Here is an 18,829-nt window from a genome sequence, read left to right on the forward strand (position 1 = left end):
AGGACTCAGGAACCGTTCTTGAGGAAGTCGGGAACATCGACGTCGTCGAAGAGAACCCGACGCGGCGACTGCTGCGGGGCGGGGGTGGTTGGCGGCGCCGGTGCCGCGGGCGTCGCCGGTGCCGGCTGGTTCTGATTCGTCTTGCGGGCCGGCTCGGCCGCCTTGTATGCGGGCGTGCCTCCGTCGAAGCCCGCGGCGATGACGGTGACCCGCACCTCGTCGCCGAGAGCATCGTCGATCACCGCGCCGAAGATGATGTTGGCTTCCGGGTGGGCCGCGTCGGTGACCAGTTGCGCCGCATCGTTGATCTCGAACAGCCCCAGATCAGAACCGCCAGCGATCGAGAGCAGCACGCCCCGCGCACCGTCCATGCTCTGCTCCAGCAGCGGACTGGAGATAGCCGCCTCGGCCGCCTCCACCGCCCGGTTCTCACCCCGGGCGCTACCGATGCCCATCAACGCGCTGCCGGCACCGCTCATCACGCTCTTGACGTCGGCGAAGTCCAGATTGATCAGACCGGGAGTGGTGATCAGATCGGTGATCCCCTGGACACCGGAGAGGAGCACCTGGTCCGCGGTGCGGAAGGCGTCCATCATGGAGATGTTCCGGTCACCGAGCGCAAGGAGCCGGTCGTTCGGGATCACGATCAGCGTGTCGCACTGGTTCCGCAACTCGTCAATGCCCGCCTCTGCCTGCACCTGGCGGCGCTTACCCTCGAACGAGAACGGCCGGGTGACCACGCCGATGGTCAGCGCGCCGAGCTTGCGGGCGATGTTCGCCACCACCGGAGCGCCGCCGGTGCCGGTGCCGCCGCCCTCACCGCAGGTCACGAAGACCATGTCGGCGCCCTTCAGGACTTCCTCGATCTCGTCGCGGTGGTCCTCGGCCGCGTTCTTACCGACATCTGGGTTGGCACCAGCACCCAGACCACGGGTCAGTTCCCGCCCCACGTCGAGCTTGACGTCGGCGTCACTCATCAGCAGTGCCTGCGCATCGGTGTTGATCGCGATGAACTCGACGCCCTTGAGCCCAACCTCGATCATTCGGTTGACGGCGTTCACGCCGCCGCCACCGATACCGACGACCTTGATGACCGCCAGGTAGTTATGCGGAGGTGTCATCTGAAGGTCCTTTCCCCCTCGAGATTGGCATGGGCCGCGCCACTCGGCTTGCCCAGGATCAACGGTTGACGACGCGGCCATCACCAGGGCTCGGTGTAAACCCTCACCCTCTACTAGAGGGTTACATTTATGTCAACCACTGATCCTCTTCGGGGCAACGTAAGCGCCTCCGCCCAATGTGCCAAGCAACCCGGCGGCGTGTCGCCCCAGCGGGCAGATCACACATCACCGGACGGTCACCACATCCGGAGCGCTGACATCGATCGTGGCCGCCGCCCCGTTCAGCAACGCGGTGGCGACTCGCGCCTTGTCCGCCCCCCGCGTCGCGTCCCCCCACACCACCCGCCGCTCATCGCGCAGGTGAAGCGTGAGTCGGGCCAGCCCCTCCACCGTGACGTCCACGAGCTCGGCCCGCAGCTGCGGGGTGAGCTCAGCGAGCACCGCCAGGGCGGCCTGGGTCTCCGGATCGGCCGGACCCGGCGTCGCCAGCCGGATCACCGGTAGGCCGTCGGGGGGAACCGCCAGCCGACGGAAGACAACCCCAGCAGCATCCACCACGAGAAACTGGCCCTCCTGCGGTACCACCGCCACACCGGTCCGCTCGGTTAGCCGAACCACAAGGACATCCGGCCAGTCCCGCGTCACGTCAACCCGCTCCACTGCCGGCAGGCCACCGATGCGCTCCGCGGTGGCCGCAAGGTCAACCCGGGCCAGCGGCGTGCCGTCGGGCACACCCGCGACAGCACGCACCTCGACCGCGGTCACCAACTCGGCCCCCTCCACCCGCACCTCACGCACCCCGAACAGGCCAGTACCGACCAGCACCCAGCCGACCAGCCCCGCCAGCGCCAGCCCGCCAACCATGAGCGCCCAGGGCAGGACCGCGCGCATTCGACGCCGCCGGGCCCGGGCCATGAACCGTCGGGTCGAGGCGGGCACCGCGTCCCGGCCGGCCCGAACCAGCTGCCAGCGGCGGACCGGCCCCCGGCGGCCGACGCCCCCCTCCACCCCGGAGGTACGCCGACGCCTAGGCCGCGAAGTCATCCGGCGGTGGAAGCATCAGGAGTGGAGCTATCCGGGAGGTCGGGGACGGTGCCCCCAATCGTCGTCGCACCCCCGACGGCACCACCGGGCACGGTGCCGGCGGTGCCCGCCACGCCCCGCTTCGACAGCGCGTCGAGTAGCTGGTCGCCCAGGAGCGAGCTGGGTGGCGCGCCCATCGTCACCACGACATCGCCCGACCTGGCCCGGCGGGCCACCTCGACCGGCGCCGCCTCCCAGGAGTCCACGAAGATCTTCCGGTCGGCCGGCAGCGGCACCGCCTCGATCAGCTCCGCCGAGCCCTCCCCCGGCCCACGGAGTTCCCCCGGGCCGAAGACCTCCAACAGCACCAACTCGTCAGCGATGGCGAGGGCCTCGGCGATCTCCGCCTGCAGGTCGCGGGTGCGGTAGAGCCGATAGGGCTGGAACACCACGAGCAACCGTCCGTCGCCGGCCACCTCCCGCAACGTCCGCAGCGCCAGCGCGATAGGTGTCGGATGGTAGGCGTACTCGTCATAGACCAGCACGTCGTCCGCGACGCCCTTACGCTCGAAGCGCCGCCGAACGCCGGGAAAGGCCGCCAGCGCGGCCTGCGCCGCCTCCAGTGGCAGGTCCAACAGATGCTCGGCGAGCACCGCCGAGGCACTGTTGAGCCCCATGTGCCGCCCCGGCACCGGCAGCCGGAACTCGCCCAGCGACCGGCCGTCGATCTCGGCGAGGTAACGGATACCGCGGGTGGAGGAGGCCATCTCGGTCAGCTGTAGATCCGCGTCGGCCGAGGTGCCGTACGTGTACACCGGTCGTCCCTCGGCGCGCAGCGTCTCGGCCAGTCGCCGGCTACCCGCGTCGTCAGCGCAGGTGATGATGAAGCCGTCCGGGTCGGTGAGGCGGGCGAAGTCAGCGAAGGCCGCTTCCAGGTTGGCCAGGTCACCGTAGGTGTTCAGGTGGTCGGCCTCAATATTGGTGATGATCGAGACAAACGGTCGATAGATCAGAAAGGAACGGTCACTCTCGTCCGCCTCCACCACGAAGTACTCACCCGTGCCGTGGTGCGCACCGGAACCGACCTCGGATATCTCCCCGCCGATCACGAAGGACGGATCCACCCCGGCCTGCTGAAGCACCATGGTCACCATCGAGGTGGTGGTGGTCTTGCCGTGGGTGCCCGCCACCGCGACCGTCCGGCGGCCGGTCATCGCCGCGGCAAGCGCCTCGGAACGGTGCAGCACCCGCAGGCCACGCCGGCGCGCCTCCACCAGCTCCAGGTGGTCGGGCGGGATCGCCGAGGAGTAGACGACAGTGTCCACACCGTCGAGGTTGGCCGCCTCGTGAGTCATGTGGATGGTGCCACCCAGCGCCCGCAGGCCCGCCAGGGACGGCCACTCGCGCAGTTCGCTGCCGGAAACCGAGATCCCACGGGTGAGAAAGAGCCGGGCCAGGCCGCTCATCCCGATCCCGCCCGCCCCGATCAGATGGATGGCGCCGAGATCCTCCGCCGTCAGCTGACCCGCCGGGGAGAACTTCGCCGTACTGTTCCCGCTCACCGGGCCACCGCCTCGTAGACAAAGTTGAGTAACGCCTCATCGCCGTCACGATGCCCGTACGCCGCCGCGGCAGTTCCCATCGTGGCCAGCCGCTGCGGGTCGCGGATCAGCGGGATCACCATGCTCTCCACCCAGGCCGGGGTCAGCTCGGCGTCGTCAACGAGTATTCCGCCCCCGGCCTCCACCACCGGCACCGCGTTTCGTCGCTGCTCCTGATTGCTGTGCGGGTACGGCACGTAGACCGTCGGCAGCCCGACCGCCGCCACCTCTGCACAGGTCATCGCCCCGCCCCGGCCAAGCATCAGATCGGCCGCGGCGTACCCCAGCTCCATCTGCGACAGGTACGGCACCGTCACGTACGGTGCGGGCAGGTCGGTCGGCACCGACACCGCCTCGTTCCGGGCACCGACCACGTGCAGCACCTGCACTCCGTTCCGAGCCAGTTCCTTGGCCGCCCCGACCACCGCCAGGTTGATCGAGCGGGCGCCCTGCGATCCGCCGGCGACGAAGAGTACCGGCAGATCCGGCCGGAGCCCGAAGTGGGCACGGGCGGCGGTACGCATGGCGGTCCGGTCCAGACCGGCGATGCCCCGGCGTAGCGGCACTCCCACCACCCGGGCCCCGCGCAGCGACTCGGCCTGCGCCGGCTGGTGCGGGAAGCCCACCGCGACGTGCTTGGTGAACTTCATGCCCAGCCGGTTGGCCACCCCCGGCGGCACATTGACCTCGTGGATGACGATCGGCAGCTCACGTCGCCAGGCAGCAAGGTACGCCGGGACCGAGACATACCCGCCGAACCCCACCACCGCATCGGCCTGCACCTCGTCGATGACCTTGCCAGCCGCCCGGGCCGCGGTCCACATCCGGCCCGGGGTCTTCACCAGGTCCAGGTTGACCGAGCGGGGCAGCTGGTACGCGGGGATCTGACGCAGGTCGTACCCGGCGGGTGGGATCAGCTCGTTCTCCAGCCCCTTGGGGGTGCCCAGGCAGGTGATCCGGATACCGGAGTCGTGCCGGCGCAGGCAGTCGGCGAAGGCGAGTAGCGGGTAGATGTGCCCCCCGGTGCCACCTCCCGCAAGCACCACCGAACGCAGCGGACCCATCACCGTCTCCTCTCCTCGGCCGACCCACGCCGGGCCCGGTTCGCCCGGACGGCACGCGGTGCGGCCTGGTCGTCTTCATGCCGTCCCCGGGGCGCCCGGACCCGGGGAGCTGGTGGGGAACCCGGGCGGCGCCGGCCGGGGAGCGGCGGCAACGGGGCCCAGACTAGTCGGACCCATCGGGCCGGCGGACGGGCATGCAGGGCTCTCGCCGCATCAGGTTCGGCCCGGGCGAACGAGGCGAGCATGCCGACCGCGGCGAGCGTGACGACCAGGGCGGTCCCGCCCTCGGAGATGAATGGCAGCGGCACGCCGGTCAGCGGCAGCAACCCGATCACACCACCGATGTTGATCATCGCCTGGCCGATCAGCCAGGCGGTCACCCCGACGGCGGCGAGCTGCCGGAACCGGCCGGCCACCCGGCGCGCGATCCGTAGCCCGGTGTACGCGAGCACCGCGAAGAGCGCCACGACCACACCGGACCCGACGGCACCCAACTCCTCAGCGATGATCACGAAGATGAAGTCATTCTCCGCCGCCGGGAGCGCACCCCACTTCAGGGAACCCTTGCCCAACCCGGTGCCGAACCAGCCCCCGTGCTCGATCGCGTACCGAGCTTGGAGCATCTGGTAGCACTCGTCGATCTTGCACTTGTCGAGCGGTGGCGGGTCAAAGAAATTCGTCAGCCGCTCCAGCCGGAAATTGCCCTCGTCATTCTCGCCCGACCCTTTCGACCCGGCGCCGTACGAGGCGACCGCCACCAGCAGACCGACACCGAGCAGGCCGATCGCGCCCAACACCGCGAAGACCCGCAACCGCACCCCAGCCGCCCAGAGCAGCCCGATGACCAGGGCCAGCAGACAGAGCAGCGTGCCGAGGTCGTTGTAGCCGACCAGCACGAACAGCAGCCCCAGCACCGGGAAGAGCGGCGTGGCCAACTCCCGCCACCAGCCGAGCCGGGCGCCCTTTCGGGCGAGCACGTCGGCCCCCCACAGGACGAGGGCGAACTTCGCCAGCTCGGAGGGTTGGAGCTGGAACGGCCCGAGGTACAACCAGTTCCGGTCCGCGGAGAACGGGCCGATCTGGCCGACGCCGGCCAGCGAGCCGAGCACCAGCACCAGATTCAGCAGCAGCAACAACCCCACCGCGCCCCCGAGGGCCGGCCAGGCGACCGCCTGGAAGGTACGGACCGGCAGCCGCTGGCACGCCCAGAAGGCCACGATCCCGAACACCGCGAAGATGGCCTGCTCGGTCAGGGAGGCGGTGGCATCGCCGCTTTCGGCGAAGTCCTCCACGCTGGTCACCGAGAAGACCATGGTGAGACCGATCAGCAGCAGCAGGCCGACGCTGAACAGCAGAAGGTAGTAGGAGGCCAGCGGCCGGTCCAGCAGGCCACGCAGCGCGGCCAACCCGCCGGCGGCGCTCAGACCGCGCAGGGGCGGAGCGTCCGGAGGTGCCTCCGGTGCCCGCGCCACCGGCGGGACCTCGGCGGTACGCGTACCCCCCGACGGCCGACGCCGCCCCGCCCCCGGGCTGTCCTCTTGATCTGGTCCCTCCCCCACCCGCACATCATCGCGGGTGGGGGAGGCATGGCCCTCGCAACCGTCTCGTCGGCGTGTCGAGAAGCTGGGTCCGGTCAACCGACGCGGGCGAGGAACTCGCTGTAGAACAGGCCCAGGGCGATCGCCACCCCGATGCCGGCGATGATCCAGAACCGCACCACGATGTTGACCTCGCTCCAGCCGGCGAGCTCGAAGTGGTGCTGCAGCGGTGACATCCGGAAGACCCGCTTACCCGTGGTCCGGAACGAGATGATCTGGATCACCACGGACATCGTGATGATGACGAAGAGTCCGCCGATGATCGGCAGCAGCAGGATCGTCCGGGTCGACATCGCCATCCCGGCGATCAGACCACCCAGGCCCAGCGCCCCGGTGTCTCCCATGAAGATCCGGGCCGGCGAGGTGTTCCACCAGAGGAACCCGACGCAGGCGCCGGCCGCCGCGCCAGCGATCAAGGCGATCTCCAGCGGGTCCCGGACCGCGTAGCAGTACTCCTGGGTGTAGTTCGGGTCCGCGCACCAGTGCCGGTACTGCCAGAAGGCGATCAGCGCGTACGCCGCGAGCACCATCACCGAGGCGCCGGTGGCCAGACCGTCCAGACCGTCGGTGAGGTTGACGCCGTTGGTGGCGGCCATCACCACGAAGATGAAGAGGATGACCGCACCGACCTTGGTAAGCTCCAGCGCCGGGATGTCCCGGATGAAACTCAACGTGGTGCTGCCGACCGTCTCGGTGTTGGTCAACGTGCCCTGAGAGTCGGTCATGGTGCTCGGGAAGTAGAGCGCGATCACCCCGAACACCGCACCGACCAGGATCTGGCCGAGCAGCTTGCCGCGCTTGTTGAGGCCGCCACTGTGCCGCTTGCGGACCTTCAGGAAGTCGTCAATGAAACCCACCGCGCCGGAGAACACCATCAGCCCCAGCAGCACCAACGCCGTGATGGTCGGTTCGACCTGAGCGATCTGCGCGTCCGGCAGCGTGGTCAGAGCCAGGTGACCGGCGACGTACGCGATGACGGTGGCCAGGATGAAGACCACCCCACCCATCGTCGGCGTACCCTTCTTGCCCTGGTGCATCACCGGCCCCTCGGCCCGAATGGGCTGGCCGGCCTTCAACCGGGTGAAGACCTTGATCGCGATCGGGGTGCAGAACAGCGAGACCAGGAAGGCCACTCCGACCGCGACGATGACTGACCTCATGCCAGGTCACCGTCCGCTCCCGCGCCCCGATCGGTCCCGGCGTCGGCGCGCAGCGCGTCCGCCACCTCCCAGGTGCGGTACCGCGAGCCCTTCACCAGGACGACGTCACCGGGCCGCAGGTCTCCCCGCAGCACCTCGACGGCGTCCGCCTGATCGGTGAGCTGCACCGATTCTCCTTCCCAGTCACGTACCGATGTTGCGCCCTGATGGATTGGGGCCGCCGCCTCGCCCACCACGAGCAGGCGGTCCACCCCGAGGTCGGCGGCGAGTCGCCCGACCTCGACATGCCCCTCCTGCTCGTACGGCCCCAGTTCGGCCATGTAGCCGAGCACCGCGATGGTGCGCCGCCGCTCGAACCCGGCCAGCGCCCGCAGGGCGGCGGCCATGGAGGCGGGGTTGGCGTTGTACGAGTCGTCGATGACGGTGACCCCGTCCACCCGCTCGAAGACGTCCATCCGGCGACTCGAGACCAGCCCGAGTTCACCCAGGGCGGTCGCCAGCTCGGTCACCGGCATTCCCAGCTCCCGGGCGACCGCGGCGGCGGCGAGGGAGTTGGACACCTGGTGCCGGCCGGTCAGCCCGAGCCGCACCGGCGCGCGCCCCTCCGGAGTCACCAGCGTGAACGAGGGCCGGCCCCGCTCGTCCAGCACCACGTCAACGGCCCGCACGTCGGCATCGGCCGCCTCGCCGAAGCGGACCACCCGGGCCCGGGTTCGCGTCGCCATCGCGGCGACGAGGTCGTCGTCGGCGTTGAGCACGGCCAGCCCCTCCGCCGGCAGCGCCGCCACCAGCTCCCCCTTCGCCAGGGCGATGGTCTCTCGGGAACCGAACTCACCGATGTGGGCCACCCCCACGTTGAGTACCACGGAGATCTGCGGCGGCACCACCTCGCAGAGGTAGCTGACGTGCCCCACCCCGCGCGCCCCCTTCTCCAACACGAGGTAACGCGTGCCCGGGTCGGCCTGGAGCGCCGTGTAGGGGTGCCCCAGCTCGTTGTTGAACGAGCCGGGCGGGGCGACCGTCGGCCCGAGTCGAGCGGTGAGGGCAGCGATCAGATCCTTGGTGCTGGTCTTACCCGAGGAGCCGGTGAGGCCGACGACGGTCAGCTCGGGCAGCCGATCCGTCACCGCGCGGGCCAGTCGCCCCAGCGCCAGCTGGGCGTCGGCTACCAGCACCATCGGCACGCCGGGCAGCACCCGGGTGCCGAGCACCGCCACCGCGCCCGCCCGAATCGCCCCGTCGGCGTAGTCGTGCCCGTCCACCCGTTCCCCGGGGAAGGCGACGAAGAGCCCCCCGGGAGCGACCTTGCGCGAGTCGAACTCGACCGAGCCGGTGACCACCACGCTCGGGTCGGCGGCGACCAACCGGCCGTCAACCGCGGCCGCCACCTCGGCCAGGCTCAGCCGGATCACGACTGCCCCGGCCGGTCGCCGAAGCGGGCCCGCAGCGCGGCGGCCAGCTCCGTGCGGTCGTCGAAGGGATGCATCTGCCCGCCAACCTCCTGCCCCTGCTCGTGCCCCTTGCCCAACAGCGCCACCACGTCCCCGGGCTCGGCGAGCTCGACCGCCTCCGTGATCGCCGCACGCCGACCAGGCACCTCCAGGACCTGCACCTCGGTGTCGGCCCGCCGCACGCCGGCGAGAACCTCGGCCCGGATCTCGGCGGGATCCTCGGTCCGCGGGTTGTCGTCGGTCACCAGCACCACATCCGCTCCCTGGGCGGCGGCGACGCCCATCAGGGGCCGCTTGCCCCGGTCCCGGTCGCCGCCGGCGCCGAGTAGGCAGATCAGCCGCCCGGTGCTGAACTCCCGCAGGGCGGCCAGCGCGGCGACGATCGCATCGGTCTTGTGCGCGTAGTCGACGACGCCGCGCACCGGGCCGGGGGACGGCACCAGCTCCAGCCGACCGGGAACGCCGCCGCAGTCGGCCACCCCCGCGACAGCGGGCCGCGACGCCACCCCGGCCGCCACCAGCACGGCGACGGCGAGCAGCGCGTTGGCGACGTTGTGTCGACCGGGCAGGGCCACCCCGGCGGGCACGGTCAGCCCGTCCGGGCCGTGCAGGGTGAAGCGCTGCGCGTACCCCTCGCCACCGACCTCCTCGGCCCACCAGGTGGCGCGGCGGTCACCGGCCGCGGAGTAGGTCACGGTGGCGGGTCGACGCAGCGGCATCAGCGCCGGGTCGTCGTGGTTGAGCACCTCCACCGTGCAGCGGCCGTCGAAGAGCTTCGCCTTGGCGGCGAAGTAGTCCGCGGAGTCGGCGTGGAAGTCGAGGTGGTCGGAGCCGAAGTTGGTGTAGCCGCCGACGGTGAACCGGACGCCGCCGACCCGCCCCATCGCCAGGGCGTGGCTGGACACCTCCATCACCACGGCGGTGACGCCGCGCTCTCGGGCGGCGGCGAGCATGGCGTGCAGGTCGGTCGCCTCGGGCGTGGTCCGGACGCTGTCGATCACCAGATCACCGAGGCGGGTCTCCACGGTGCCGATCAGGCCGGTCGTGTGCCCAGCCGCCCGCAGCCCCGACTCGACCAGGTACGCCGTGGAGGTCTTGCCCGCGGTTCCGGTCACCCCGATCACCGTCAACCCGGCGGTCGGGTCGCCGTACACCACACTGGCCAGGTCCCCCAGCACGGCCCGCGGGTCCGGCACCACCAACATGGGCAGCCCGGCCTCCGCAGTCGCCGCCGCGCCGTCCGGGTCGGTCAACACCGCCACCGCACCAGCCCGGGCCGCGGCCGGGACGAACTCGGCACCATGCCGCCGGGCACCGGGCAGGGCCGCGTACAGGTCGCCGGGGCGGACCTCCTGGCTGGCGTGCGTGACCCCGGTGACCGTCGGTTCCGTTGGACCGGACCGGAGCTCAACGGCGTCCGCGCCGGACTCGGCGGCGAGCCGGGCGGCGAGGTTACCGAGCCGGATTCCGGTCACGCTACGAGGGCGAGGTTTGCCGGACACGGCGTCAGACCCTACCCGGTCGTCCGGTTCCGGCCGCACAGCCGCCCCGGTGGTTCGTCGGCACGCACCGATGATTTCCCGTCTGCGCTGGTCAGCGGGGAAAGACGTCAAAGTTGGGCGGTGGGACCTGCGACGGCGGCACCCGATAGTGCTGCAGGGTGAACCGCATAATGTCGGCGAAAACCGGCGCGGCGATGTCGCCACCCCCGCCATTGGGAGTGTGAGCGAAGACAGCGATCACGAAGCGGGGCTTCTCGGCCGGGGCCATCCCGATGAACGACGCCACCTCGCCGGGCTGCTTCTGCCCGTCTACCAGCCGCCAGCCCGTGCCGGTCTTGCCGGCCACCCGGTAGCCGGAGATCGCCGCGGCCCGGCCGGTCGCGCCGTCAACGGTGGTCACCGCCTCCAGGATGGTACGCAGCTCGGCGGCGGTCTCCGGGGTCAGCACCTCCCGGGTCGTCGGCGCCTCCGGCGTTGTCCGCTCTCCCCCCGGCCCGATGATCTCCTTCACCAGCCGCGGCGCGACGTACGTGCCGTCGTTGGCGATGGTCGCGTACGCGGCAGCCATCTGGATCGCGGTGGCGTCCACGCTGTGCCCGATCGGCACCGACCCGTACGACGAGTCGCTCCACTCGTCGGCGGGCAGCACCGCGCCGCTCGCCTCGCCGAACAACCCAACACCGGTCGGCTCGCCCAGCCCGAAGCGCTTCTGGTAGTCGATCAGCCGGTCCTGACCGAGCCGGTCGGCGACCTTGATGGTGCCGACGTTGGAGGAGTACGCCATCATCCCCGCCAGGCTCATCCGTTGACCGTTCGCCTTGGTGGTGTCGGGGAACGTGGTGCCGCCGAGGCGGACGGCGTTGGGGACGGGGAACGTGGTGTCCGGGGTGATAACGCCTTCCTGGAGGGCGGCACCGAACGTGATCGCCTTGTGCACCGACCCCGGTTCGACCACGAACCCGGTCGCCACGTCAACCCGGTCCGCCGGGTCGCTCTCCCGCCAGTTCGCGACGTTGTAGGTGGGATAGGAGGCCTGGGCCAGAACCTCGCTGGTGCCCACCTCCAGGACGACCGCGGTGGCGGTCGAGCCGTTGACCGCTTCCATCGCCTCGGTTAGCTTGGCCTGGACCATGTAATGCAGGTCCCGGTCGATGGTGAGGCACAGCGAGCTGCCCGGTTTCGCCTCGGTCGTCTCGCTGAAACCCCCGGGGATCTGCACACCCCACCCCGCCTCGTAGCGTTCCAGGCCGTCCTTGCCAGCGAGCACCTTGTCATAGCCGGCCTCGAGCCCTTCCAGGCCGGCCATCTCCTGGCTGGTGATGCCGATCAGGTTGGCGGCCAGATCCCCACCGGGGACCTCCCGTCGCTCATCCCGGCGGTCTCCGATGCCTTTTAAATCAAGGTCCTCGATCTGCTCGGCCAGGTCAACGTCCACCCCCCGTTTGAGGTAGACGAACTGCAGTGCGTTGCCGTTGGGCCCGTCGCGTTTCCGCATCCGATCGGCGAGCTTCGACGCCGGGATACCGAGCGGCTCGGAGAGCGCCTGCGCGGTGGCCACCGGATCGTCGATCTGGGTCGGGTCGGCGAAGATATACCGAGCTTCGACACTGTGCGCCAGCACCTCCCCGTCCCGGTCCTGGATCGAACCACGAGGCGCCGGCAGCACCACGACTTTCAGCCGGTCGTCGATTCCGGCACCGGCGTAGTCCGGATTCTCCACGACCTGCAGCACGATGAGCCGGATACCGATGACGGTGAACAGGGTCAGCACCAGCGCGGTGCCGAGCCGCAGCCGACGGCCGGGGTCGGCCAGGCGGGGTGGCCTCAGTCGGCGGCGTCGCTTCGGCCGAGCTGAGGTCGGGCGCGGCGGGCGTCGCCGCGGCGGTGGCTCCTCCGCCGGTGGACGCCGGGGCACGGTGCGCACCACCGAGGTGCGACGCGGCGGGTTCGCCCGCCGGGCGGCACCGGCCCGCCCGCCGCTGAGCACCTGGAGTGCCGGACGGAACGGGTCACCGGAGCGACCGCGACCTCCCTGCGGTGCCCGGCGGGGTTCGGCGCGACCGGCGCGGGCCTCCCCCAGCCGCTGCTCGCCGATACTGCGGCCACGGGGGGTGTAGGCCCGGGCACCAGAGATGCCACCACCCGACTCCGCCGGGCGGGGGTCGGCTGAACTGTCGGCGCGGGACGGGCCGCGCCGGGACCCCTTGGCGTCCCGGCGCGGCTCCTCCGATCTGGGCGGCATGACTACCCCCCGCTACCCGGCTGGCCAGCCCCCAACGCGGGCCCGCTGCCCGGCTGCGGCACATCGATGGCCGCGCCGCCGTCGGGAAGCTGGATGTAACCCGGCTCGAGCTCGACGAGGCCAAGCTTGCGAGCGGCTTCGAACAGGTTGCCCGGCGCCTCCGCCTCGGTGATCTTTTGGTTCAGCTGCTGCTGCTGCAGGTTGAGGGCGGTCTGCTCCTGCCGGAGCTCACTAAGCCGAATCGCGTTCTCGTTAATCTTGGTGTTCACCAACAGGATGCCGAGCACCCCACCGACCACCAGTGCCACGACCAACGTGGCAAACGGTGCGCGCGGCACCGACACCGGAGCCGGTGGCGCCACCCGTAGTCGGGTCGTTCGGGTGCTGACCGTCCGCGCGCTCGGGCGCAGCGCCGCGGTGCCCTGGGTCGGGAACGCACGCGTGCCCCGCGCGCGGGTCGCCCCCGGCCGCGGCTGGGTGCCGGTGCGCGTGGCCCGCTCCGCCGCGATCCGGCCCCCCGACCGCGGTGTGCGCTGCCCGTCGCCGGCCCCGTTCCGGCGGTCGCGCCTGTCAATCGTCATGTCCCTCCCCCTCGTCATCCGCCCCTGTCCCGTCATCCCCCGAGGCCGACCGCCGCACGGCCGACCCCGTCCCCGGTTGGTGCATCGCTCGGACCCGCCGCCGGTACCGTTCGCGGTCGGTACGCTGGCGCTGCTGCATGGTCGGATCGAGCCGTTCGGCGGCCCGCAGCCGCACCGAGGCGGCCCGTGGGTTCACTGCGACCTCCGCCTCGCCGGGCAGCTCCGCTCCGCGGCTGAGGAGCCGGAAGGTCGGGCCCGTCCCCGGCAGCTCGACCGGAAGGTCGATCGGGCCCTTGCTACGAACCCGGTCCGCGAGCGCCACCTTGGTAAGCCGGTCCTCCAACGAGTGGTAGGACAGGACCACCATCCGGCCCTCGATCGTGAGCCGGTCGAGCGCCGCCGGTAGCGCCGTCTCCAGCGCCGCCAACTCTCTGTTCACTTCAATCCGTAGCGCCTGAAAGGTTCGCTTTGCCGGATGACCACCGGTGCGCCGGGCTGGCGCGGGGATGGTCTGCCGAACCAACTCGGCCAGCCGCGCCGACGAGGTGATCGGGGCCCGGTCCCGCTCCCGGATGATCGCCGAGGCGATCCGCGGCGCGAACTTCTCCTCGCCGTAGACCCGCAGCACCCGGGCCAGGTCCGGATGCGAATAGGTGTTGACCACCTCTTCGGCGGTCACTCCCCGGCTCTGATCCATCCGCATGTCCAACGGGGCGTCCTGCGCGTAGGCGAACCCGCGGTCGGGCGCGTCAAGCTGCAACGAGGAGACCCCGAGATCGAAGAGGATCCCGTCCACCACCGGATGGCCGAGCTGATCGAGCACCTCGGGCAACTCGTCGTAGACGGCGTGCGCCAGGTGGACCCGGTCAGCGAAGCGGGCCAGTCGTACGCGGGCGTGCGCCAGCGCCTCGGTGTCCCGGTCCAGCCCCACCAGCACGGTTCGCGGATGCGCCGTCAGAATCGCCTCGGCGTGCCCACCCAGCCCCAGCGTGGCGTCAACGTAGACCGTCTGACCCGGCCGGTCCAGCGCGGGAGACAGCAGCTCGAGACAACGCTCAAGCAGCACCGGCACGTGCGCGCCGCGCAACTCCCCCATGTCGCCCCCCACTGGTTCCGTCCCGTCTGTCGTGCCGTGTCTGTCGTCGGACGGCGCCCCGTCGTCGTACCGCCAGATCCCCATCCGCTCCCGCCCGCCTTCGGGCAACGGCCCCCGATCGGATCGTGCGCCTGGCACCGGGGAAGGGATGCCAGGAACTCGAAAGCGGCTGGAGATCTCGCGGTACGCCAGGCGCCGTCGCGCCTACAGACCGGGCAGCACCCCCTCCTCGATGTCAGCGAATTCGTCTTCACTCTCGGCAAGGTAGCTCTCCCATGCGACCCGGTCCCAGATCTCCACCCGGGTGTGCGCACCGATCACCACCAGCTCCCGGTCGAGCGCGGCGTACTCCCGCAGGTGTCCCGGGATGGTCACCCGCCCCTGTTTGTCGGGGACCTCGTCGTGCGCGCTGGCGAAGAAGACCCGGCTGTAGGCCCGGGCCGCCTTGTGCGTCATCGGCTGCGCGCGTAACTGATCCGCGATGTGCTGAAACTCCGGCGTCGGGAATACGTAGAGGCAACGCTCCTGCCCTTTGGTGATCACGACACCCCCCGCCAGCTCATCCCGGAACTTCGCCGGAAGAATCAGCCGACCCTTGTCGTCCAGGCGCGGAGTGTGGGTGCCGAGGAACACGGCCCTAACCCCCTCGCCCCTTCAAGCGGCGTTCGCGGCGCCGCTGACCCCCGGGCCGGTGGGCCCTCCCGGCCGCACCATCGGGCCCCACTCTACTCCACTTCCCTCCACCTGCAACCAGAATCGCCCGCACGGCGCGGCGACCGTCCCACCAAAACCGCACGTCAAAGCGGGTGGAGCGGAGTGGAGGGCAGTACCACCCCCGGAGCCGCCCACCGTCCGACATAGATAGACTCCACTCCCACCCCCCGATCGGCTCGGCCGCGTCGGGCAACGAGTCGCAGCGTTCCGCGCCAGCAGCGATCTGGGGAGCCCGGGCGTGGAGTAACCTCGCTCGCGTGACGGACGCGAGAATGCCCCTACGGGCAAAGGTGGCCAGCTCTGTGTCGCGGACCGCCGCGGCCCTGTCGCGGGCCGCGGGCCGCGGGGACGGCTCGGTTATCGGTGGTTGGATCGGCCTGAAGATCGACCCGGAGCTGCTCGCGCACCTCGCCGCGGGCCGCGCCATCGCCCTGGTGTCCGGCACCAACGGCAAGACCACGACCACCCGACTCGCCACCGCCGCCGTCGGCGTACTCGGCAAGGTCGCCACCAACTCGTTCGGCGCGAACATGCCCACCGGGCACACCTCGGCGCTCGCCAAGGCCGGCAGCACCCCGTACGCGGTCCTCGAGGTGGACGAGCACTACCTCGCGCAGGTGCTGGACGCCACCGATGCCCACGTGGTGGCGCTGCTCAACCTCTCCCGCGACCAGCTGGACCGGGCCCGGGAGGTCGCCATGATGGCGCAGCTCTGGCGGGCGGCGCTGATCCGCCACCCCGAGCTACGGGTCATCGCCAACGCGGACGACCCGATGGTGGTCTGGGCCGCCACCCCGCCGGCCAATCACGATCAGCGTCTCACCCCGCCCCAGGTCACCTGGTTCAGCGCGGGCCAACGCTGGCACGACGACTCCTGGGTCTGCCCCGAGTGCGGCTCGACCATCGCCCGACAGGACAGCCAGTGGTGGTGCACCGGCTGCCCGCTGCGCCGGCCACAGCCGCAGTGGTCCGTCGAGGACGACGGCGTGATCGATCCGACCGGCGCCTGGCACAAGGTCCAGCTCCAACTCCCGGGCACGGTCAATCTCGGCAACGCCGCAACCGCCCTCGCCGTCGCGGCCGAGTTCGGCGTACGACCGGTTGACGCCGTACTCAAGCTCGGCTCAGTCACCTCGATCGCCGGCCGGTACGCGCAGGTCGAACGAGACGGCCGGCTGATCCGCCTGCTGCTGGCGAAGAACCCGGCCAGTTGGCTGGAGGCGTTCGACATGGCCGACGAGGCGCCGACCCTGCTGTCCATCAACGCCCGCGATCCCGACGGGCTGGACACCTCCTGGCTCTTTGACGTCGACTTCAGCCCCCTGCGGGGCCGGCAGGTGCTCATCACCGGCGACCGAGCGTTCGACCTGGCCGTCCGACTCGACGTGAACGGCGTGCCGTTCCAGCACGTACGCACCTTCACCGAGGCGATCCAGTCGGTCCCGCCAGGCCGACTGGAGGTCATCGCGAACTACACCGCGTTCCAGGACATCCGAGCGGAGTTGGACCGTGTTCTCTGACAGCCTGCGCATCGTCTGGGTCTACCCCGACCTGCTCTCCACCTACGGTGACCGGGGCAACGCCCTCATTCTGGCCAGCCGCGCCCAGCGACGCGGCTACCCGGTCGAGGTGCTGGAGGTCCGCTCCGACCAACCACTGCCTGCCACCGCCGACATCTACCTGGTCGGTGGCGGCGAAGACGGCCCGCAGGCGCTCGGGGCACAACGGCTCATCGCCGACGGCGGCCTACACCGTGCCGCCGCGCAGGGCGCGGTGGTGTTCGGTGTCTGCGCCGGCTACCAGCTCCTCGGCTCCTCCTTCTTCGCCAAGGGCACCAAGTACGCCGGCCTGGAACTGCTGGACCTCTCCTCCGACCGGGGCCCCACCCGCGCCATCGGCGAGCTGGCCGGCAACATCGACCCACGGCTGGGCCTGCCACCGCTGTCCGGCTTCGAGAACCACGGTGGGCGTACCCGCCTCGGCCCGGAGGTGTCACCGCTGGCCCAGGTGACCGCCGGGATCGGCAACGACACCCGGACCGAAGGGGCCTGGCGGGGCAAGCTGCTCGGCACCTACTCGCACGGACCGGCCCTGGCTCGTAACCCGGCCCTGGCCGACCTGCTGCTGCGCTGGGCAGTCGGTGTCAACCAGCTCCCCCCACTGGACGACACCTGGTCGAACCGGCTCCGCGCCGAACGCCACGCCGCAGTGGCTGCCGCCGCCCGACCATGACCCACGACGGCCGCCGCGACCTCACCCCCCGCGGCGGCCACCACGGTCCGGGCACCCCCCACCGCTGGGAACCCCCCGCTGTCCAGCCCCACTGGTGGCGGGGAAGAGACCCGGCGGTCGGCCGGTTCGGCCTGCTACTGCTCCTGCTCGCCGGGTTCGGAGTGGCGCTGCTGGTGGTTCCCCGCCCGGACCCGGCCACCCTGCCCCAGCTGGCCGACCAGTTGGGCGGGTACGCCCCGATCACCGCGATCGGCGGCGGCGCGCTCCTGCTCGTTGCGCTGGTCCCCCGTACCTTCATCACCCTGGCCGCCGGTGCGCTCTTCGGCGCCGTGGAGGGGGCCGCGTACGCGCTCGGCGCGGCACTGCTGGCAGCCGCCATCGGCTTCACCATCGGCCGGTTCCTCGGTCGGGAGTTCGTCGCCGACCGGATCCGTGGTCGCCTCGCCCGGCTGGACGGCTGGTTCACCCGGCAGAGCGTGCTCGGTGTCGTTACCGTACGGCTGCTGCCGATCGCCGGCTTCGGCCTGGTCAGCTACGGCTACGGCACCACCGGGGCGCGGGTGGTGCCGTTCCTGGTCGGCAGCGTCGTCGCCTCCGCGCCGACCGCCTTCGGCTACGCCGCCGTCGGCGCCGCGGTCACCTCACCCGGCGAGGTCAACTGGTTCGCCGCCGCCCCGGCCGGGCTCGGCCTGGTCGCCAGCGCGGTGCTCCTCCACCGCTGGTGGCGCGCCGAGCGGAGCAGGCAGCCCAGGACGGACTCGTAGCCGGCGCTGACCAGCTCGACCAGCAGGACTGCCCAACCCATGCCGAGCACGGAGGTGGTGGGGCGACGCTTCCCGGCACCTACCGGGCACCACAACTCCGTGAACGGCGGTGTGGGCTGAGGAGTGGCCTCAGACCACGACGGAGACCATGCGGCCCCGGACCACGATGACCTTGCGGGGTTCCTTGCCGGCCAGCGAGGCGGCGACCGCCTCCAGCGCCGCCGCCCGGACGGTCTCCTCCGCGGCGTCGGCCGGCACCTCGATCCGACCCCGCACCTTCCCGTTGACCTGCACCGGGTACGTCACCGACTCGGCCACCAGCAGGGCCGGGTCGGCGACCGGGAAGTCGGCGTAGGTCAACGAGGTCTCGTAACCCAGCCGGCGCCACAGCTCCTCGGCGATGTGCGGAGCAAACGGCGCCAGCATCAGCACCAGCGGTTCGGCCACCTCGCGCGGCGTCGCCGGTAGCCGGGTCACCGCGTTGGTCAGCTCGATCAGCTTCGCGATCGTGGTGTTGAACCGCATCGCGTCCATATCGCCCCGGACCCCGTCCACGATCCGGTGCAGCAGTCGGCGGGTCGCCTCGTCGGCCGGTTCGTCCACCACCCGGGATGCGCCGCTGCGCTCATCCACGATCGCCCGCCAGACCCGCTGCAGGAACCGGAACGACCCCACCACAG

At 71.0% G+C, this 18,829-nt stretch carries 16 protein-coding genes; 3 read left to right on the plus strand and 13 right to left on the minus strand.

Annotation, left to right across the window (positions count from 1 at the left end; translation table 11 throughout):
• Nucleotides 1-5 precede the first annotated feature (5 nt).
• The 12 genes from ftsZ to mraZ all read right to left on the minus strand — a co-directional run bounded on the left by ftsZ (nucleotide 6) and on the right by mraZ (nucleotide 15,072).
• Nucleotides 6-1,121, minus strand: a complete 1,116-nt coding sequence (gene ftsZ, locus H0524_RS11335) for a cell division protein FtsZ (RefSeq protein WP_018726752.1) — start codon at nucleotides 1,119-1,121, stop codon at nucleotides 6-8.
• A gap of 225 nt (nucleotides 1,122-1,346) precedes the next feature.
• Nucleotides 1,347-2,129 (minus strand): FtsQ-type POTRA domain-containing protein, encoded by a 783-nt coding sequence (locus H0524_RS11340; RefSeq protein ID WP_180198765.1) that lies wholly within the window; start codon nucleotides 2,127-2,129, stop codon nucleotides 1,347-1,349.
• Between the two features lie 32 nt (nucleotides 2,130-2,161).
• Entirely contained in the window at nucleotides 2,162-3,706 is a 1,545-nt protein-coding gene (gene murC / locus H0524_RS11345) for a UDP-N-acetylmuramate--L-alanine ligase (protein WP_180198616.1), read from the minus strand.
• A complete protein-coding gene (murG, locus tag H0524_RS11350; protein ID WP_180198617.1) occupies nucleotides 3,703-4,809 on the minus strand; it encodes an undecaprenyldiphospho-muramoylpentapeptide beta-N-acetylglucosaminyltransferase in 1,107 nt (368 codons plus the stop codon). Before murG ends, murC begins: the two co-directional genes overlap by 4 nt.
• Entirely contained in the window at nucleotides 4,809-6,215 is a 1,407-nt protein-coding gene (locus tag H0524_RS11355) for an FtsW/RodA/SpoVE family cell cycle protein (protein ID WP_255435907.1), read from the minus strand. Before H0524_RS11355 ends, murG begins: the two co-directional genes overlap by 1 nt.
• 227 nt (nucleotides 6,216-6,442) lie before the next feature.
• Nucleotides 6,443-7,567, minus strand: a complete 1,125-nt coding sequence (gene mraY, locus H0524_RS11360) for a phospho-N-acetylmuramoyl-pentapeptide-transferase (RefSeq protein ID WP_180198618.1) — start codon at nucleotides 7,565-7,567, stop codon at nucleotides 6,443-6,445.
• Nucleotides 7,564-8,979: a UDP-N-acetylmuramoyl-tripeptide--D-alanyl-D-alanine ligase gene (murF, locus tag H0524_RS11365; RefSeq protein ID WP_180198619.1), complete on the minus strand. Its 1,416-nt coding sequence runs from the start codon at nucleotides 8,977-8,979 to the stop codon at nucleotides 7,564-7,566. Before murF ends, mraY begins: the two co-directional genes overlap by 4 nt.
• Nucleotides 8,976-10,493, minus strand: a complete 1,518-nt coding sequence (locus H0524_RS11370; protein WP_180198620.1) for a UDP-N-acetylmuramoyl-L-alanyl-D-glutamate--2,6-diaminopimelate ligase — start codon at nucleotides 10,491-10,493, stop codon at nucleotides 8,976-8,978. Before H0524_RS11370 ends, murF begins: the two co-directional genes overlap by 4 nt.
• A 118-nt stretch (nucleotides 10,494-10,611) precedes the next feature.
• On the minus strand, nucleotides 10,612-12,762 hold the full coding sequence (locus H0524_RS11375; protein ID WP_180198621.1) for a penicillin-binding protein 2: 2,151 nt from the start codon (nucleotides 12,760-12,762) through the stop codon (nucleotides 10,612-10,614).
• Nucleotides 12,763-12,764: 2 nt separating this feature from the next.
• Entirely contained in the window at nucleotides 12,765-13,343 is a 579-nt protein-coding gene (locus H0524_RS11380; protein WP_180198622.1) for a hypothetical protein, read from the minus strand.
• Nucleotides 13,333-14,439, minus strand: coding sequence for a 16S rRNA (cytosine(1402)-N(4))-methyltransferase RsmH (gene rsmH, locus H0524_RS11385; protein ID WP_180198767.1), 1,107 nt, complete (start codon nucleotides 14,437-14,439; stop codon nucleotides 13,333-13,335). Before rsmH ends, H0524_RS11380 begins: the two co-directional genes overlap by 11 nt.
• Before the next feature lie 204 nt (nucleotides 14,440-14,643).
• Nucleotides 14,644-15,072 (minus strand): division/cell wall cluster transcriptional repressor MraZ, encoded by a 429-nt coding sequence (gene mraZ, locus H0524_RS11390; protein WP_180198623.1) that lies wholly within the window; start codon nucleotides 15,070-15,072, stop codon nucleotides 14,644-14,646.
• A gap of 353 nt (nucleotides 15,073-15,425) precedes the next feature.
• Between mraZ and H0524_RS11395 the strand changes: the two genes are divergently transcribed.
• Genes H0524_RS11395 through H0524_RS11405 form a run of 3 tightly spaced genes read left to right on the plus strand, consistent with a single transcriptional unit; the run spans nucleotide 15,426 to nucleotide 18,149 of the window.
• Nucleotides 15,426-16,673, plus strand: a complete 1,248-nt coding sequence (locus tag H0524_RS11395; RefSeq protein ID WP_026322646.1) for a MurT ligase domain-containing protein — start codon at nucleotides 15,426-15,428, stop codon at nucleotides 16,671-16,673.
• Nucleotides 16,663-17,385: a type 1 glutamine amidotransferase gene (locus H0524_RS11400; protein WP_180198624.1), complete on the plus strand. Its 723-nt coding sequence runs from the start codon at nucleotides 16,663-16,665 to the stop codon at nucleotides 17,383-17,385. The genes H0524_RS11395 and H0524_RS11400 overlap by 11 nt, the downstream gene beginning before the upstream one ends.
• Nucleotides 17,382-18,149 (plus strand): TVP38/TMEM64 family protein, encoded by a 768-nt coding sequence (locus H0524_RS11405; RefSeq protein WP_180198625.1) that lies wholly within the window; start codon nucleotides 17,382-17,384, stop codon nucleotides 18,147-18,149. The genes H0524_RS11400 and H0524_RS11405 overlap by 4 nt, the downstream gene beginning before the upstream one ends.
• Nucleotides 18,150-18,278: 129 nt before the next feature.
• On the opposite strand, the gene H0524_RS11410 is transcribed toward H0524_RS11405, so the two are convergent.
• Nucleotides 18,279-18,829: class I tRNA ligase family protein (locus H0524_RS11410; protein WP_180198626.1), on the minus strand; the 551-nt coding region annotated here is incomplete at its 5' end.

This window comes from Salinispora sp. H7-4 (assembly GCF_013416675.1).
Lineage (GTDB): Bacteria > Actinomycetota > Actinomycetes > Mycobacteriales > Micromonosporaceae > Micromonospora > Micromonospora vitiensis.

What these genes read in the sequence shown, in the direction of transcription:
- H0524_RS11395 (WP_026322646.1), top strand. Translation starts at nt 15,426, where the DNA reads ATGCCCCTACGGGCAAAGGTGGCCAGCTCTGTGTCGCGGACCGCCGCG.
- H0524_RS11380 (WP_180198622.1), bottom strand. Translation starts at nt 13,343, where the DNA reads ATGACGATTGACAGGCGCGACCGCCGGAACGGGGCCGGCGACGGGCAG.
- ftsZ (WP_018726752.1), bottom strand. Translation starts at nt 1,121, where the DNA reads ATGACACCTCCGCATAACTACCTGGCGGTCATCAAGGTCGTCGGTATC.
- rsmH (WP_180198767.1), bottom strand. Translation starts at nt 14,439, where the DNA reads ATGGGGGAGTTGCGCGGCGCGCACGTGCCGGTGCTGCTTGAGCGTTGT.
- mraY (WP_180198618.1), bottom strand. Translation starts at nt 7,567, where the DNA reads ATGAGGTCAGTCATCGTCGCGGTCGGAGTGGCCTTCCTGGTCTCGCTG.
- H0524_RS11405 (WP_180198625.1), top strand. Translation starts at nt 17,382, where the DNA reads ATGACCCACGACGGCCGCCGCGACCTCACCCCCCGCGGCGGCCACCAC.
- H0524_RS11375 (WP_180198621.1), bottom strand. Translation starts at nt 12,762, where the DNA reads ATGCCGCCCAGATCGGAGGAGCCGCGCCGGGACGCCAAGGGGTCCCGG.
- murG (WP_180198617.1), bottom strand. Translation starts at nt 4,809, where the DNA reads ATGGGTCCGCTGCGTTCGGTGGTGCTTGCGGGAGGTGGCACCGGGGGG.